Annotated in this window: 8 protein-coding genes; all 8 read right to left on the bottom strand. The window is 41.3% G+C overall.

The genetic code is table 11. The annotated features are described in order from the left end of the window. Window positions 1–19: 19 nt before the first annotated feature. Window positions 20–3,340, bottom strand: a complete 3,321-nt coding sequence (locus JL001_RS12575; RefSeq protein WP_200976426.1) for a DUF5107 domain-containing protein — start codon at window positions 3,338–3,340, stop codon at window positions 20–22. 18 nt (window positions 3,341–3,358) lie between these two features. Further along, complete coding sequence (locus JL001_RS12570; protein ID WP_200976424.1) at window positions 3,359–4,804, bottom strand: sugar porter family MFS transporter; 1,446 nt, start codon at window positions 4,802–4,804, stop codon at window positions 3,359–3,361. A gap of 105 nt (window positions 4,805–4,909) precedes the next feature. Then, window positions 4,910–5,935: an aldose epimerase family protein gene (locus JL001_RS12565; protein ID WP_200976422.1), complete on the bottom strand. Its 1,026-nt coding sequence runs from the start codon at window positions 5,933–5,935 to the stop codon at window positions 4,910–4,912. A gap of 30 nt (window positions 5,936–5,965) precedes the next feature. Next, window positions 5,966–8,974 carry a T9SS type A sorting domain-containing protein gene (locus tag JL001_RS12560; protein WP_200976420.1) on the bottom strand — a complete coding sequence of 1,003 codons (3,009 nt, stop codon included), beginning with the start codon at window positions 8,972–8,974 and terminating at the stop codon, window positions 5,966–5,968. Window positions 8,975–9,001: 27 nt separating this feature from the next. Then, window positions 9,002–10,993, bottom strand: a complete 1,992-nt coding sequence (locus JL001_RS12555; RefSeq protein WP_200976418.1) for a glycoside hydrolase family 97 protein — start codon at window positions 10,991–10,993, stop codon at window positions 9,002–9,004. Further along, the gene (locus tag JL001_RS12550; protein ID WP_200976411.1) at window positions 10,993–13,200 is read right to left on the bottom strand and encodes an alpha-galactosidase; all 2,208 of its coding nucleotides are present in this window, start codon (window positions 13,198–13,200) and stop codon (window positions 10,993–10,995) included. Before JL001_RS12550 ends, JL001_RS12555 begins: the two co-directional genes overlap by 1 nt. Window positions 13,201–13,380: 180 nt before the next feature. Further along, window positions 13,381–14,886 carry a RagB/SusD family nutrient uptake outer membrane protein gene (locus tag JL001_RS12545; protein WP_200976409.1) on the bottom strand — a complete coding sequence of 502 codons (1,506 nt, stop codon included), beginning with the start codon at window positions 14,884–14,886 and terminating at the stop codon, window positions 13,381–13,383. Between the two features lie 61 nt (window positions 14,887–14,947). Continuing rightward, window positions 14,948–18,343 carry a TonB-dependent receptor gene (locus tag JL001_RS12540; protein ID WP_200976407.1) on the bottom strand — a complete coding sequence of 1,132 codons (3,396 nt, stop codon included), beginning with the start codon at window positions 18,341–18,343 and terminating at the stop codon, window positions 14,948–14,950. Window positions 18,344–18,367 lie beyond the last annotated feature (24 nt).

The following is an 18,367-nucleotide window of genomic DNA, read 5'->3' as shown; positions in this document are numbered from 1 at the left end:
TTTAACTTCCCATTATCGATTAGGAAACAGACAAATCCATCCATAATTCCCAGTTCTTTACCAGGTCGAGATGATTTTTCGCGTCTTGATGATTGGCCTGTGATTCCAAAATTTCCCTGAACAGTTTTTCTGCTTCGGTTTTTGACCCAAGTCCCAAGTGTCCCAACCCCATTAAATACTTGCAATGAACATTGTTCATTTCCTGAAGATCTCCATCCCAGATCAGTAGATCAGGCATGGACACTGCAAAGTAATCCACCTTAACCTGCTTTTGTTGGTGTTCCTTACCATATTCCAACAGCTGCCGAAACCTTTTATCGGCCTCCTTCTCATTTTCCAACATCTTAAAAGCAAGACCTTGATAAAACAGTTTATCGGACTTCTGGTCATTATAAAACCAAGTGACAGAAGGGACAATAGTGCCTTCTCTTGCCATATTCCAGTATTTTTTTGCATCATCCTTTTGTCCCATTTTATCCAGTGTGTAGCCCATCCAAAAGTAAAGCTCTGGTTCCAAGGTTCCGTAAAGCTTTCCTTCTCCAAGGTTATTGGGATATTTTAAAGACGAGGCAAGGTATTCCAGTCCTTTTTCAAAATTACCTTCAAGTATTTCTTGTTTGGCCAGTCCCAGCAAAGCGATCCTATATTGTTCCGGCACTTTCCCCTCTCCTCCTTCCCAAGGATGGAAAACCCGTCCCATAATAAGATCGAAGGCTTTTCCATATCTTCCAGAAATATTTTCCAGGGTCAATCTCTCCAGGTAGAGATCATCTCGGCTGATCACAAGGTGATCAAATTGATCCAATAGGGTAATCCGCTTTTCAATACTTAAGTTTTCCTTTTTATAAAGTTGGTCCAATTCCATCAATATCCTTGCATCATTTGGTGCATTAGAAAGAGCTTTTTCCATTAGATCAATTGCATGATCTCTTTCATTAAATTTGTTATAGCAGACCAAGGCTAGATTTCTATTGGCTATTGAAAAGGCAGGATTCAGGTAAACTGATTTTTCCCAGGCCTCCTTTGCATTATGGTATTGGCGGTTATGGTACCAGAAATTTCCTAGGTAGTAATAGGTCATTGCATTTTCAGGGCCATGAGCTACTGCAGCTTCAAGCGCCAATAGTTCTTCCAACCTATTTGGAAAGCAATAGTCAGTACTGGCTAATGCAGCCTTACCAAACTCCTCAATTCCTGACTCTCCTTTTTTAATTTGGAACCAGCCCTTGAGATAATATGCCATTGGATAATCTGATCCGATGGCTTCCATGCCCAGCTCAATTAGACCAATAGCATCGTCAAATTGTCCGGCCCACGCATAATCCAATGCATATTCCAAATAAGGGTGGACGTTTAAGCCAACTATATCCTTGATCTTATTTAATTCAGAAACATTATTTTTAAGTAGGGATACTTCATACCTAAGACCATGGTTAAAACAATCCATTTCCAGGCCATGTTCGGCACACTTAAGGGCAGCATCCCTCTTACCTGACTTCCTCAATATAATGGTTTGGAGATGCTGTGCTTTGGGGCTTCTGGAGTTCCTTGCCAGCGACTGTTCAGCGGCCTCTTGGGCTTTTTCCAAATCACCATTTTCAAGATGCAATTGTGCCAATTGAAAATATCCTGAATCTTTATAAGAAGCATTCCAAACAGCCTTAGAAAAAGCATCCAAAGCCTCTTTTCTGTTCCCAAGATATCGATGGACCAGGCCGAGATTATAAAGAGGTTCCCCATCATATGGATTGGGGTTTCTTTCCAACTGGGTGGCTACCGATTGATTAAAAAATGAAAGCGCATCAAGAAATTTCCCTCTTTTTAACATTACCATTCCCATAGCGTTGTTACAGCGATAATCCTTAGGGTCTCTTTTTAAAGCTTCCAGGTAATATGCCGTGGCATCAAAAGTGGCATGTCGGTACTGTTCAATATGTTGTCCAGTCAGGAAAAGTTGCTCATTGCTTTCTATTTCTTCAGGATCCTTGGCTGCTTTAGCAGGCTGGGGAATTTCTGTGTTTTTACTTTTGGAAGTCCTCCAGGACACTAAGTTCTTGTTCCTGCCATCAAACACGTCTACTTGAAACTCATCTTCCTGATTTAAATCAATTTGAACCAATTTGTCAAACACATACCATGGAGAAATATTTGCCCTTTCTTCAAACAAAATATTTCCATGTTGTGAAACCCTGATTACAGCCCCATCATAACGAGCTGTTGTATATACCATTAACCTAATCTCTCCATTTTGGAACTCAACATTGAACAGGGCATCCTTGGTTGCATTTTTTACCACACCCAATTCTTGATAAGGCATAAAGTATTGGGTAAAGGACTTTTCTTCATTGGGCATCAACCAGCTAAAATCAGGCTGGTTATCAGTAAATACACCGCACATCAACTCAATATAAGGTCCATCTTCATCGGTAAGGTTTCTGTCCCAAGCTTTTCCAAAATCTCCATTGCCCCAAGTCCATTGTTTTTTTCCGGGAGACACCTGATGGTCTGCCACATGCAACAGCCCCCCTTTGCTATCGTTTTCAAATCCTCCCACAAAATCATATTCAGAGACGATCGCCATGTATGACGTTGGTACCGGTATATTTTTATATTTAGAAATATCCACGCCACGTGAATAATCGACTTTGTAATAGGTTCCCTTTGCTATGGGAAATGCGGATACATCCCTTTTACCATGGTCAAAAACCGCATTGACGTCAGGGGGAAAAACTGATTGGTAATGATCGTTTACTGCCACAGCAGGGTTTGCCCACCATAAAAAAGTCTGGGGTATTGGAGTTCTATTGTATAGTTGGCCCTTAATTTCCAAATAGGCCTTATCTGGATGTAGGGTAAAACCTGCCATTCCTTTAGTCCTGAACATCCTTTCCACTTCGCTGCACCAAACAGTTTTACTGCCATCTTCCTTTTCCTCTATTTGATATTCAACCGGAAGGTAAGTACTTGGCCTGTGGTGCTGTGGCCAGTTAAACTCAATGCCTCCGGATATCCATGGTCCTGTCAGCCCCACCAGTGCAGGCTTGATCACATGATTGTAATAAACAAAATGCCTTTCTTTTATCTTGTCATACGCCATTTGTACCCTTCCTCCAAGTTCAGGAAGTATCATGATCTTGAGGTATTGGTTTTCCATAAATACGGCTTTCCAAACTTTATCCGTTTTAGCATCTGAAATTTTTTCAACTACCGGATAAGGGTACACCACCCCACTGCTTCCCTGGTAAACTCTTTTTTCCAAAAAAATGGGATTTTTTTCTGCTTCTCCGATTTCATAGGTGGGGATTACTTTGTCTTCCACCCATACCACAACTTTTTCCATATTGATCATCATTTATTACTATCCTTTATTTACCAACTCGACAAACTCCGAATCTTCTGTCTTTCTTTCTTCCAATAATTCAGACTCGATTTCCTCTAGTGATTTCCCCATAGTTTCCACTAATTTTTCACGAATAAAAAACCATCCAGCAAGACAGATTAACCCATAGAGCCAAAAAGTACCTGAGGCTCCCAGCTGCTCGTTAAGTAAAGGAAAACTATAGGTAAGCAGAAAACTTGCTGACCAAAGGGAAATAGTAGCGGCAGACATGGCCCTTCCCCTGATCCTGTTGGGAAAAACTTCTGAAAGCACCACCCATGTGATCGGAGCTAATGACATGGCATAAAATGCAATACCGGTTACCACCATTACCAATAAAGGGAACCCTTGTATACCAAGAAAGTACATTGTTCCCATCACGCAATAGGTTATGGAAAGTGAAATAGCCCCAAAAAGCATTAACGGTTTCCTTCCCCACTTATCAACGGTAAACATGGCTATGACCGTAAAAATCAGGTTGATTGTACCGGTGATAATAATATTGAATAGCAGGTCGCCGACACCGTACCCTGCAGCGGTGAATATTTCTTCGGCGTAATTAAAAATGACGTTGATCCCGCACCATTGCTGGAAAGCGGCCAATACTATTCCAATCATTACTATCTTTCCTGTTCTATTGCTGAAAAGCTGTCTCAAAGAAATCTTTTCAGCTACATGGCCATCATCTGATCCGATGATCTTTTCAAGGGAATTCTTTGCAAAACTTCTTCCCCCAATTTTCGAAAGCACCTCTCCTGCTTCTTTTAGGTATCCTTGAGCTGCCAGCCACCTCGGACTCCTTGGAACGGTAAACATTAACAAGAAAAATATAAAAGCCGGGATGTTTTCCATCCAAAACATCCATCGCCACCCCCATTGTCCATTCCAAGAATTCAGCATTGTTTTACTGGTATCCCCTTCAATAATTGGTTCGGCAATGAGGTAATTTGCTATTTGGGCAGCCAAAATTCCTATCACTATTGTAAGCTGGTTTATAGATACAAAAGCCCCGCGGAATTTGGCTGGAGTTACTTCGGCGATATACATAGGAGATAGATTGGATGCCAGGCCAATACTTATTCCACCAATAATTCTGTATATTATAAAGCTGGTAAAATGCTGTGCTGCTCCCGTACCTACTGCGGAGACTATAAAGAGGAATGCCGCCAAAATTAAAAGGTGCTTCCTGCCCCACCTATCACTTGCCATTCCGGATACTCCTGCACCGACCAAGCAACCTACCAAAGCACAGCTCATTGCCCAACCGGTAAGTACAGAATTACCTACTATACCAAAATAGAGTTCATAAAAAGGTTTAGCCCCTCCTATTACTACCCAATCATATCCAAACAAAAGTCCTCCCAATGCTGAGACAAGTGAAATGCGCATTACAAAAGACTTATTAAACTGGTTATCTACGTTCATGTCATTCAGGTTATTGTTAGGGTAAAATTAAGTTGGGTTTTTCCATATCAACTGGACATAACTTTCAAATGGATGGATTATATTACGATTTTGAAATCTCTCCTATTATTCTTCCAATACGCCAAATTTATATTTGATAAACTCCTTCATTTGCATGTTAGGAAACAGTACTGCTTTGGGAAAATTAGGTTGGTTAGGAAAATCCGGATAATTATGGCATTCCAAGCACAAACCTTCAAAGGGACCGTATTTCATCCCTTCATTTCCTCTTACAGCTGTTTTGAGGTAATCGCCAGTATACACTTGTACTCCCGGATAAGAAGTACAAATGTTTAATTCAATACCAGATCTTGGAGCTTCGAGTCGAATCAAAGACGGCTTATCATTGCCTTTTCTCTTCAGGATATAATAATTGTTGAGTCCTATATGCCGCATTTCCTTATAGAGCACACTGTGGCCTACTTTTTTCCCATTCAATTCATTTCTACCATTAATGGATATTATTCTTGAAGGGATATGCTCTGAAGTATTTTCGATCATCAATTCACTTTCCACAACAAGTCTGTGGGCTAAAATTTTAGGGCTTCCGAACTCCAGGTTAAAGTAGGAATGGTTGGTGAAGTTTACGTAGGTGCTGCGATCACTTACAGCACCGTATTCTATGAGAAGTTCATTTTTATGTGACCATGAGTATTTCACTTGAAAATCCACCGTACCGGGAAACCCACCCTCCAAGTGTGGGCTAGTATAGAAAAACACAACCCCATCTTCTTCCTCCCTAAAATCCATTACTTTATCATGAAACCCATCACTACCACTGTGGTTGTTGTGCTTCCCATCATTGGTTTCCAGATTCCACATCCAATCATCCAAAAAAAAGCGCCCTTGGCTAATCCTGTTCGCAAACCTGCCAATTGTCCGTCCCAGGTAACAATTATCCTTGATATAACCATCTAATGTTGGAAAGCCCAGAACTGTATTCATCAGCCTACCATATTTATTGGGCACATATATTGAAACTATTGTGGCCCCTAAGTTTATTAATTCCACATAGGCACCACTGGCATTTGTGATTCTGAACAGGTAGACTTCCCTACTTTTATAATCTCCCCAATATTGCTTAAAGACCATATTCTTTCATAAAAGTATTTCCCCGGTCATCTATCTTTTTATGACCTTATAAACATTACGTCCACCATTTTCCCTGGTAACATAGAGAAGGTAAACACCGCTTTGAATTAACTGAAGGTCGATTTCAACCTTGCTTTTCATAATATTTTCCTGTTTGCTTACAGTTTGGCCATTAAGTGCAATCATTTGAACATGATCTATCCTCTTCCCGCTTGTCACCGTTATCCTATCATGTGCGGGGTTGGGAAACACCAATTCTTTTTCTTCACTTTCCTGTGGGGAAGAATTAATCAGCCCTTCCTCAAATCGAAAGATGGCAGCATCCTTTGCTTCCAATGTAGCGGTCAGCACATTTCCTTCAGAAATCCTATAATCACCTTTGAAGAGCTCTTTTAAAGCATAATTACCTGGGCTTATCCCCAATCTTTCAAAGGAAAGGTCAAAGGACTTTCTTTCATTTTGATAATTAATAAGTATAACATAAGGAACACCTTCAATCTTTTTGATAAAAGCTTCACTGGCTCCATCTCCAATATTGCCTTCCACAGGTCTAAATGCCTTCTTATGTTGTACAATATCAAGTAGGTCCTGGTTTTGTAGCAGTTGTTTCGCAGCGGATGTCCAAGGCCCTGTACGGCTATAGTCATCTCCTGTAATTAAGGTACCATTGGCAATGCCTGAAGCCATCCTTGCTTTATTCTCCCCAAAAGAAGCCTGGCCAAAAACCATATGATCGGCGTCGATAAAATCATATATACTAGACTGCCACCAACCAAACGTGGTACTGTTAAGTGTATATTCGGAGGCATTAATGTCAGCGTAAGCATCACAGGCAATTCTTCGGGAATGTGCATATGGTCCAGTTGCGAGATTGGGACTTATCGCTACATACACCAACATTTTTCCTTGCATAGCATCGATTAGGTGTTTCATACCATAGTGAAAAGCCTGCATTCCAGTAGTTACGGATGATTCATAAAAGCTATCTGCCTCTACGGATGCATGTCCAATAAAGTCTATCTTGACCATTTCAAAGCCACATTTTATAAACTTATCAATTACCAAGTCTATCCGCTTTAAGGTTCCTGGATGTGTAGGATCCATTGCCCTGGCCCCATCAAAATCATGAAATCCTCCATTCACCTTTGTCCATGTATCGCTATATTGATACGATGAGCCTTCCACTTTACGGTTGCTTTTCCCCCAGTCCACAAAAGGAGCCCAATAAATCCCTGGCTTTAGGCCTTTTTCCTTACAATAGTTGGCAAATTCGATCAATTGGCTATAATCTCCCTCAAGACCACCACTTACCATATTGTCCCAATAGGAATCCAGGTCAACATAAGCAGTTCCACCACTTCTGAACCCTGGTAGTTGAAGGTCAAAAAAGTCCACTACACCTTTAGCCTTGTCCAAATTCAAATCCGTTTGTATGGCTCCCCAACTATTCCAACCGAATGGTGTTGCCTCATTCCAATCAAATATATATCTGGGCTGCTCAATTAGGTTTGCCTCACCATATGCATCAAGGCCTTCTCTCCAATCCTCAAAGAATCCGACCAAGATTTTAGGGGAAGAGACCACACTGCCAGTAAGATACCCATGTTCCTTTTGATCACGTGTCACACTTCTTTCAGAATAGCCACCATAGGCGACAAGCTCTGTCAATTCTCCAGGCCTTCCATTGGCACGGATTCCAGTCTTCCACCTGTCTTGATTGACAGAGCCAATCACCATACCGTTCCGTGAGCTGTTTTCATACACTGCTGTCACTTCTGAACTTTCCACGGGTACCCCTGTATCGAGAGGTTTTGATGCATACCTTACAAAGGCATCATTGTCAAAAGGCATAACCAGTGCCTGATTCTCTATGTTATTTCCTATTTCCCCTTTATTGGCTACCAGTGGAGCCATAAAATTACTTCTGATACCGGTTCCCGATACATTTACTTGCATAAGGATATACTTTCTATCCGAATACGCGTAAAACACCTGTTCCATTTTTGGAAAGTCATCACTGGTATTAATAACAGTCCATTTTGAACCTGTACCAAATGCATCATTTATTGCTTCTTTTTTGATGGTTCTCTCCTTATAATCCCAAGAGGAAATTTGTTCACCATTAACCACCACTTCCGCATGGATATTTTCCAACCTGTTATTTACGCCTTGCTGAATACTTGCCGTACCAGTTGATGTGTTGTAGAAAACTTTACCGGTCTGCCCAAAACCAAATTCCACTATGCAATCCGTACATATTTCACCCGCTTCAAAATTCTGTGCCTCCAAATCAGTATCCAAATGTTGATAATTTCGGTAGATGGGATCAAATTGATAAACCTCTGATTTAGGGCTAATTATATAGTTTCTCTTTGAGGGAAGTTTTAAAAAGCTATACGCCCCATCCGGGCCAGTTTTAACGTTCTTGGAAACGTAGCCTTCTATTTCAACGTCGATCCCTGAGATTGGCTCCCCGTTTTCGGTCACGATTCCTGAAATTGATACGGTTTTTCCCATCCTAACCACTGCCTTATCCAAATTTGGCCCCCAGCTTTGTGAATTGTCAAACTTAAATAGGTTACTTCCTTTTTCTAGTTTTACAAGAACTGTCACTTCATCTGTAACTGACCATCCCCCTGAAGGAGGGCATTTGATCTCAATCGGTCCATCCTCATTAATAGCCAAAAAGATGGACCTAGGGTCAGCTGAACTGTAGGACAGTTCCAGTTCATAATCACCGGCATCTGCTACCTCCAACTCAAGCAAGATACTTCCATTTTGTGTCCCTCCCAGATTTCCAACCTGTTGTCCATTCGAACAGGAACTGCATGACTGAATTGAGGCACCATTTGTTAGGGTCCCACCTTCCATTTCTGCTTGATATTCTTGAGCATGGCCACTGAGCGGATACCAACATAAGCAGGTAGCCATGGCCATCATACAAATCATTCTTTGATTAGAGGTGATAAGAAGGGCATAGCATTTATGGTACACCCTTTTTATCAAATCCAAAAACGGCTTATATAGGTTAATAGTCATATTTTCTTTTGTTTGGGAGACTTCCCTTTATGGTTCGGGAGTAATTTTCATTACAAAACCTCCGATGGCCAGCATGCTTATGTCCACTAAGCTTTGGCTGGACACCATCATCTGGTCAATGGAAAACTCCTTGTTCCCTTTTCCATCTGCTATTAGGGTTGCTTTATACTTTCCGGTGCCTAAAAAATCCATTGGAATTTGAAGTTGTTTGTAGGTATTCTCTCCATTTATTCCACCGACAAACCATTCTTCACCTTTCCTTCTGGCTATTACCACTTCTTTAGCAGGATATCCACTGACAAATTTTGTATCCTCCCAGGCAGCGGGAACCTCACTTAGAAACCCGATCACTTCTTCGGGTTGGGCTAGGTACATCTCCGGTGTGTCAGCAAAGTGGGTAATGCCAGACTCAAAAACCACTGAAAGTGCCAGCTCATGTCCAAAACTGGTACGATGAGGCACTTGTTGGGTTGAAAAAGCCACTGGTGTGTAGTCCATGGATCCGATCACATTTCGAGTAAAAGGAAGAATTGTATTGTGCATGGGTGAATTCCGTTCAAAATCTGCATGATAAATATATGCTTCTGAACCTTTCACACTTTCATAAGAGATCATATTGGGATAGGTTCTTGCCCAGCCCCGGGGAATCGTACACCCATGAAAATTGACCAATAGTTTGTACTTCGCTGCATCTTCTAGAATAGCAGTAAACAACTGAATAAAATCCTGCTTGTCACTGGAAAAAAAGTCTACCTTTATACCTTTAATTCCCATGTCGGAAATCCTTTTCATTTCTTGCTTTCTGATTTCAGGATCGAACATCATGTCTCTTGGTCCAGCATTGACACGATTAATCGGACCACCTGAATTATACCACATCAGTAGGTCAACTCCTCTATTATTGGCATATTCAACCATTTCGGTAAGATCAAATCCCGGACGATAGTCCCACCCAGCGTCAATAAGGGAATATTCCCAGCCCATATCCTGGGCAAAATCAATAAAGTGCTTGAGTTTTTCCGGTGTATCATTGGATCCATCGAGATATCCAGACCACCAGGCCCATGATGCTCTTCCTGGTTCAACCCATGCTGTATTTTCAATTTTTGAGGGATCTGCTAGATGGTTAATCAGGTTGGACTCCACTATTGTTCCAAGTTCACTCCCTACTACCATCACCCTCCATGGCATATCCCAAGGTAATTTTGAAGTTGCAAGGGGCTCTCCATAACCAAATGCCTCATCGCTTTCCGGGCCGGTAACTTGGTATTTGCCTTTTGGAGCATAAGGCTTTAAGTGGGATCCATGAAAGTTAGCTTTAAGGTTGGACTCAGAAAGCAACACCCACTGTCCATTTACTTGAAATAATGCAGGAAAGCACCATCCTTCTTTTCCAGGGGCAGAGGTCCCTATTGTCATATCCCCTTCATAATTCCTTTCATATGCCGGAGCATAAGCTGTTGCACTATCATAAGGCTGCATCCATGCCTTTCCCGTGGGAAGGTCAAAACTTGTCAGTTCTTCGGACACTGTATATAATGCATCACTTCCATCGGAAGGGAAAAAATACTTAAAAGCAAAACCATCATCATAAGCTCTGAAAATGATATCTATAGGGTTTCCAGAGTGGTTTTTAAAACTTAGTGTAAGTTCATGATAATGGTTCTGATTGCTCAATCTTTTCCCGGACCTGAGTTTATAATTTTCATCGATGATTTTTACTTCCTGGGTACCATCATAATAAAGTGTATCGAATCTTTGGTCTTTTCTAATAATCCCCAATTGACTTGGTTCCATTACAATATGCTGCTGTTCCCCCTCCTGTTTTTTTACTTGATAGGTCAAAACCCCGCTTTCGTCCAGCGCAATAATTCCCTTGAGACTGCCATCAGGTGAAGTTACCTTCCACTCATTTACCCTTGAGTTTGAGCAACCAACAAAAATGACCATAAAAGCCAGTAGTACTATCCGAGAAGCTACTGTTAAATCTATTTTTTTCATCATCACTTTTCTTTTCATTACCTTACCGCTTCTACTTTCAACAAAACACTTTCCTTACCTTTGCCCACCTTTGGGTTAAAGCCAATTTTCATAAGAAAATCTCCAGAGTACACCTGGTTGGAATCGATATAGGAAGAGGTTCCCGGGTAAAGGTTGATTTCCTGGATACGATATCTTTTTTCCGGGTCCAGACCACCCAGTTTTACAGGGCGTTTACTACCTTGCCCGTAGCGGTTATTCACCAAGTAGTTAAATACGACTGCTTGGTCTTTTTCTTCATTGACATACATTAACGAAGCAAAATCAGTGTTTTTTGGATCTGAGAGACGGTAGAGATCACCTTGCCAAACAATTTGTTTTATATCATCATATGTTTTCACAGCATGTTGTACAAACTGAAGATCTTTTTGCTCCAATTCACCCACTACAATATCAAACCCAAGTTTTCCCATCATGGCCACATCTACCCGGAATTTTAGGGGTTGTTTACCCCATTCGGTCACATGATTTGCAACACTAATCGCAGGATAGAAATAAGAGTATTCCCATTGCATAAAAATTCGTTCCAATGGATCCGTGTTGTCACTTGGCCAAAACTCCGTAAAATATTCAAGTGCAGCATAGTCAACCCTTCCCCCTCCTCCGGAACAAAGCATCATTGGCACTTTCGGGTATTTTTTCCTGATTCTCTCAAGTACATTGTAAAGTCCCTTCACATAGTCAATGTACAGGTGGGACTGCTTATCCAAATGAGAGGAATAGGCATTGTATATGACCGCATTACAATCCCATTTAATGTAGGCCAATTCCGGATTCTCCAAAAAAAGGTCATTTACTACGTTGAACACAAAGTCCTGCACTTTGGGATTGCTCAGGTCCAAGACCAATTGGTTTCTAAAATAATGTTCTTTTCTTTTCGGTTGCTTGATCACCCACTCTGGATGCTCATGGTACAGTTCACTTTCAGGGTTGACCATTTCAGGCTCTATCCAAATACCGAACTTGACCCCATTCTCCCCCGCTTCCTTTACTAGAGAAGACACCCCATTGGGAAGTTTCCTTTTATTGGCCTGCCAGTCACCTAAACCCGCATCATCATTGTTTCGTGGATATTTATTACCAAACCATCCATCATCCAATAGAAAAAGGTCAACACCAAGTTCCTTTGTGTCCTTTAGGAGCTCAAATAATTTCTTTTCCTCGAAATCAAAATAAGTTGCTTCCCAATTGTTTAACAATGTCAACCGTTCTCCATTGCCATCCAGTAACTTATAGTCCTTTGCCCATGAATGCAATTTCCTGCTTGCTTCTCCTTTACCATTATGAGAGAGCAGATGCAAAAACTTTGGCGTCTCAAAAATTTCACCTTTCTCCAACTTATAGCTTGATGCATAATTATTCATCCCAGCAATAAGCCTTAAATTGTCCCTGTAATCCAGTTCAAGGTCAATTTTAAAATTCCCACTCCATTCCATTGCCCCAAATAGAACAGTTCCTTCATCCTCAGTTGCAGGCTGGTCCATGGCCACCATAAAAACCGACGGTTGAAATAGGTTTGCCCTTGTGCCAAGCTTTGAATCAATGGTCTTTATTCCATGGGTGAGCAGGCTTGTCTCTGGATTCATTTCATGTGCCCAGTCTCCATGATATTGTGTCAAATAATATTGGGCATCCCTGAAGTATAAATTACCCGAGGCAAACTTGGTCAATTCCACTGGTCCCTTTTCGTTATGGGACAGCTCACTCCATTGTTCTATAACATCCTCCTTTTTGTAAAGCTTATAATAAAGGGATACATTAAACCCGTATGCAGTATCCTCTAATTTTATGCTTGCCTGGGAAATGTTTTCATCAAGGTCTTCCACTTTGTGAGAGATGTACTTCAATGACAGGGAGGTGTTCCCATCTGCATGGATAACCGAGATGGCGGGTTCCATTAGGTTTCTGGAACCCGCTGAGGTATAGGCTGCATCCAGTACTTGGGAATAATCCCCCGTTTGGTTGTACTGTCTCAAGACGGATGAGTATTCCTTATCTGAATTGAGTCGTTTCCCATAATAGGCGATATTAAGGTCATGACTATTGGAAACCGATAGCACCAAGGCATTGTGCTGTGTTTCCAGGGGAATATAGAGATTCTCTTGTGCATGGGCTAATGCTGAAAAAAAAGTGCATAGCAATACCGCCCAAGTAATTTTAAAGGGCTTCAAAGCCGTAATATTCATTGTTGTGATGGTTAAATTAACGGAACTAACATTTGGTATGGCAGAAAGGCCACTGGGATCGATTATACAAAACCTCTAGTCGATAAAGTTTTTTCAAATGACCAAAAGGGCAAGAACTTTCAATTTAAGAGGGAAATAAGTCCAGAAATGAGATGATCATTTCTGGACTTATTGATGCTATCAATATCCAGGATTTTGGTCTTCTTCGTTGATCAGTTCATTTTGTTTGATTTCCGATTCTGGAATTGGATACCTGTTATGGTATTCGGCAATGGTTCCTGAAGCTTTGGCCCAAGGGTTTCGTTCCTTCACGAGTTCTACCAATCTTCCAGTGCGTATAAGATCCATTCTCCTCCAGCCTTCAAATCCCAATTCCCGCATTCTTTCATCCATGATCATATCCCTGAATTCACTTTGTGAAGTAGTGGTTTCCCAGGCCAATTCGGCGGGAAGGTCTCCTCCAAAAGCCCTGTTCCTTACAGTAGTATTCACCAATTGAACAGCCTCTGACGTTCTTCCGAGCTCATTTAGGCATTCAGCTTTGCAAAGCAGAATATCAGGAAGTCGAAGGTAATATATCAGGCCTCCTGAATACCAGAAATTCTGCAACCCCTGGGTCCTGACATCCTCGAATTTCTTGGTATGAGGCTCTAGCTCATCCTGTTGTCCCGTCCAGGTAATGGAGGGCTCACGGCCATCAGGTAAAGTGAAATCATATCGAATACTGGCCATTTTTCTGGTATCACCAGGCTCCCATATCCCCCCTTCGGTAATATCCTTATAGTAGTATTCGGTAGGAAGGATCAGGTCATACCCTCCAAAATAGGTATTGTTGTCAAGGTCAGCTACGGCTCTGGATCCAGCATGGTGCTGGGCCATGTTATTGTCCGGGTAGATGTTGACAAATTGGAAGGCATAAATGGATTCCGAGGAATTTTGGTCAATTGTGGTATTAAAGAGGTCTTCATAATTATCGATCAGGGAATACCTGGGTATAGCCTGGTCGAAATAGGAAATTGCTTTTTCATAATCCCTCAAACCAGTCGCTTCGGGCACGTACATATAAACCTTCCCCAGTAAGGCTTCTGCGGCTCCTTTGGTAGGGATCTTTGGGTCTTCTTCAGAATCGTTCAAATGTTGCGCAGCAAATTCAAGATCTCTGATAATGAAAGTAAAAACATCTTCCAAGGGTTGTCTGGACTCTTTGAGGTTTTCCATGTCAATAATGGGAATTGGCCCCCAGAGCATTGCCAGTTCAAAATTTAATGTAGCACGGATAAAGGCAGCTTGGGCCTTCAGTTCGTCAGACTTCGCGTAAAAGACAGCCTTGGCGGCAGCAGTGACAACAGGCCATCTTTTGCTCCACTGTTCGGCTAGGGATGAATTAGCGGGATTGAGTGCACCATTGTACTTGTCCAGTGCAGCTTGTACATTATTTTCCTGAACTTGCTGACCTCCTTGTTTGGCTTCATCCGTTCCAAGCGTAAACATAAAGCCACCTCGATCCTGCTTGGTGTTTCTCCACTGCAGGTAAAGTCCCGAGATCAATAAACGTATATTTTCTTCATCTCCATACACTTGCTCCTCAGTAAGCTGTGTCTTTGGTTCCTCAACAAGAAAGTCGTTACATGACACCAAGCTAAACAAGGTGATTGTAAATAATATGGCTAAATTAATTTTTTTCATTTGATCAAAATTTTAAGGTGTAAGATTGTACAGTTATCCTAGACGGATACATGCGAACTTCCTAGAAACCTAGGTTCAGGCCAAGTACAAACATCTTTGCCGTTGGGTACCAATCTCCATTTTCAGGATCATAGCCTTTGTACTTGGTCCATGTAAACAGGTTGTTCCCTGTTGTATACACCCTGCAGTTGCTCAAGCCCAATTTAGAAATGAGGGGCTGCGGAAAATCATATGATAAGGTCAAAGTAGCCAACCTTAAGTAAGAAGCATCTTGGATACCCCAAGAAGTTTCTCCTGCCGAGAACCTACTTGGATTGTCGTATGTAGCCCTAGGGATATTGGTGTCCGTATTTTCTGGAGTCCACCGGTCGAGCATATCTTTATGGGTCGCTCCGTATCCCGTACCGTTCATGAGGCTTTCATAAAATCCACTTACTCTTTTGGCACCGTACGAATAGGTAAATACTGCATTGAGTGAAAAATTCCTGTAGTTTATATCAGATGAAAATCCTCCATAAAACTTAGGATCCTTTTTCCCTATGATAACGCGATCATCTTCATCAATTATGCCATGTCCTTCCTCCCCTTCGGCCTGTTGGTCCTTTGGTAGAATATCTCCAGGGCGCAATGTTTTTCCGGGGAGTGAAAGGGAGTTGACGTATTCCATATCTTCTTCCTGGATGATTCGGTCAAATTCCCACATATAGATGGTGTTTATGGATTCTCCCAAGAAGAAATTGCCCTCACGTTGGATATCTGTTCCCGTGAAACCTCCAAAGCTATATATGGCGTCTACATCTCCATAAAGTTTAGTGATCTTGTTTTTATCAAATGAAATATTCCCGGAAAAATTCCATTTTAGGTCATCATGGTCAATCAACGCGGCATTCAATGAAAATTCAAACCCTCTGTTACGCATTTCACCAACATTTTCAATGGCTTCCCTATATCCTGTCAATGTTGATAAAGACCTTCTTATTAACAGGTTTGAATTGACAATATTGAAGTAATCAGCAGTAAATTGAATTTTATTGTTTAATACCCCAAAATTGATTCCTAGGTTGAATTGATCTTGCTTTTCCCATGTCAAAGCTGAAGTACCCCTTAAACCAGTTGAATTAAATGAAACTGTTTCATTGGAATAAACAGGGTTGTAAAGGCTAAAGAAGGCATAATCAGGAATATTTTGGTTACCAACACTACCATAGCCAATTCGGAGCTTTGCTTGGTCTATCCATTTGCTATCCTGCATAAACTGTTCTTCAGAAATATCCCAGGCCATTGCCAGAGATGGGAAAACACCCCATTTATGTCCTTCTGCAAATTTCGATGATCCATCCAACCTAGCCGTTGCGGTCAACATGTAACGACCATCATATTCATAGTTCACCCTTCCCAAGTATGACATCAGTGTAGATTCCACTACATTAGAACCAAGGTTAAAATTCTCTTTATCAAAAGCCGCTCCTAGGTTATAGTACCCAAAATCATCTATTGGAAAATCCCTTGCACTTACATTGGAATATTTAAACTGATTTTTGATCATACTTGTACTTAACAGTCCATTGATCAAATGTTTGGTATTGACCAGTTTTTCATAACTAATAGAGTTATCCCATTGGTAATTGCTGGCATGATCCAAGTTATGGATGGCTCTTCCCCTAAAGGAATCCCTATAAGCTTGTTGGATATTGCTAGGTGTATATTCATAATATTCCTGGTCTATCAAATCCATTGAAATAGTAGAGCGAATATTCAGGCCTTCTATAGGGTTGATATTGATATAATTGGAAGTAAGTATTCTACTTTTGGAACGATCTTTTTGAATCAACATGGAATTGAGTGGATTTTCCATATTGATGTCCCAATTGTTGCCCCAAGCAAGATAAAGGGAGTCATTACTGATTGGAAGCAATGGGTTGGCTACACTGGCTACACCAAACACTTTACCATCCACCAAGTCATCCATACTTTTGGAGTAAGTGGAGTTGGTTCCTACTTTAAGCCAACTCTTTATATGCTGTTCGGCATTTATCCTACCGGTGTAACGCTTGTACCCTGAACTCTTTACCAATCCCTGCTGATCGACATATCCAAAGCTCATATAATAGTTACCTTTCTCGCTACCGCCTGAAAAACTGAGGGTATGGTTTTGTTGCATTGCTTTCCTGGTAACCGCATCTAGCCAGTTATAACTTTTTCCATTGTTATAGCTTTCTAATTCATAATCTGCAAACCACATTTTACCATCTCCCAAGAGTTCATCATTGATGAAGTCCTCTCTAGAAGCATTCGGATTTGAGGCATAATAAGCTCCTCCGACATTTTGGGCATTCTCCAAAGCGTCTATTCTAAGTTCGAACATATCTTTGGCTCCAAGTGTAAGGGACTCATTGACAAATTCCTGAACACCAAACCATCCATTATAGGAAACTTTTCCCTCACCGGTCTTTCCTTTTTTGGTGGTAATAACCACTACGCCATTGGCACCTCTGGATCCATACAGGGCTGTGGCAGAAGCGTCCTTAAGGACATTTACAGAAGCAACATCATTGAGGTTAACCATATTGAAATCCCTATCCATGATAATTCCATCTACCACATAAATTGGGTTTCCACCATATTGTAAGGAATTGGTTCCCCTGATTCTGATTCCTGCATCTGATCCTGGTTCTGGATTGTTTTGGATGTAGACTCCAGCAGCACGGCCCTGAAGTGCCTCATTGACGGAAGTAACAGGCCTTTCATTCAATTTTTCCTCTCCCACATTGACTATGGCCCCAGTCAAATCAGACTCTTTCATCGAGGTTCCCACTATGGAGACCTCATTGAGGGTCATTAGGTCCAGCTCCATGGTAACATCAATAACGGACCGATTTTGGACTTCAACTTCCTTAGTCCTAAAACCCACAAAGCTGAATTTAAGCCTTCCTCCTTCCGGGGCCGTTATATTATATTTCCCATCAGCATCGGTTACGGTGCCGGTTGTGGTTCCAAGTACAACGATGGTTACGCCCGGCATAGGAAGACCATCCTCATCCACCACGGTTCCCCTGATATTATTTTCTATTAAAATGCTTTGGGTCTTGCTTCTTGGTGTTTGCTTGACACTGATATTATTGTCCACTTGCTTAAAGGCCAACCGATGGCTTTTAGCGAGTTTTAGAAGAACACTTTCCAAGGATTGGTTAGTTACCTGAATGCTGACTGGAGAAGAGTTTTCAACCAAGTCTGGTCTGTAAATGAATTGAAATTGGGTTTTCTTGTTAATTTCAGAAAGTGCTTCGTCCAAAGGCACTTTATCAAGGTCAAGGCTTAAGAATACCTTTTTTAGATCCAATGACTCTTGAGCTTTAGAAGGTGCTGCATAAATCAGGTTAAGAAATAGCAGCTGAAACACAAACCCATATAGATAGTATTTGCCTATCATACATAGTGTATGTAATGTTTTTTTCATAAATTTGAGGGTGTTTTATTGTTA

The organism is Echinicola sp. 20G (genome assembly GCF_015533855.1).
Taxonomy (GTDB): Bacteria; Bacteroidota; Bacteroidia; order Cytophagales; family Cyclobacteriaceae; genus Echinicola.
Note: the sequence above shows the minus strand (reverse complement) of the source record. Positions and strands in the feature narration are given on the sequence as shown.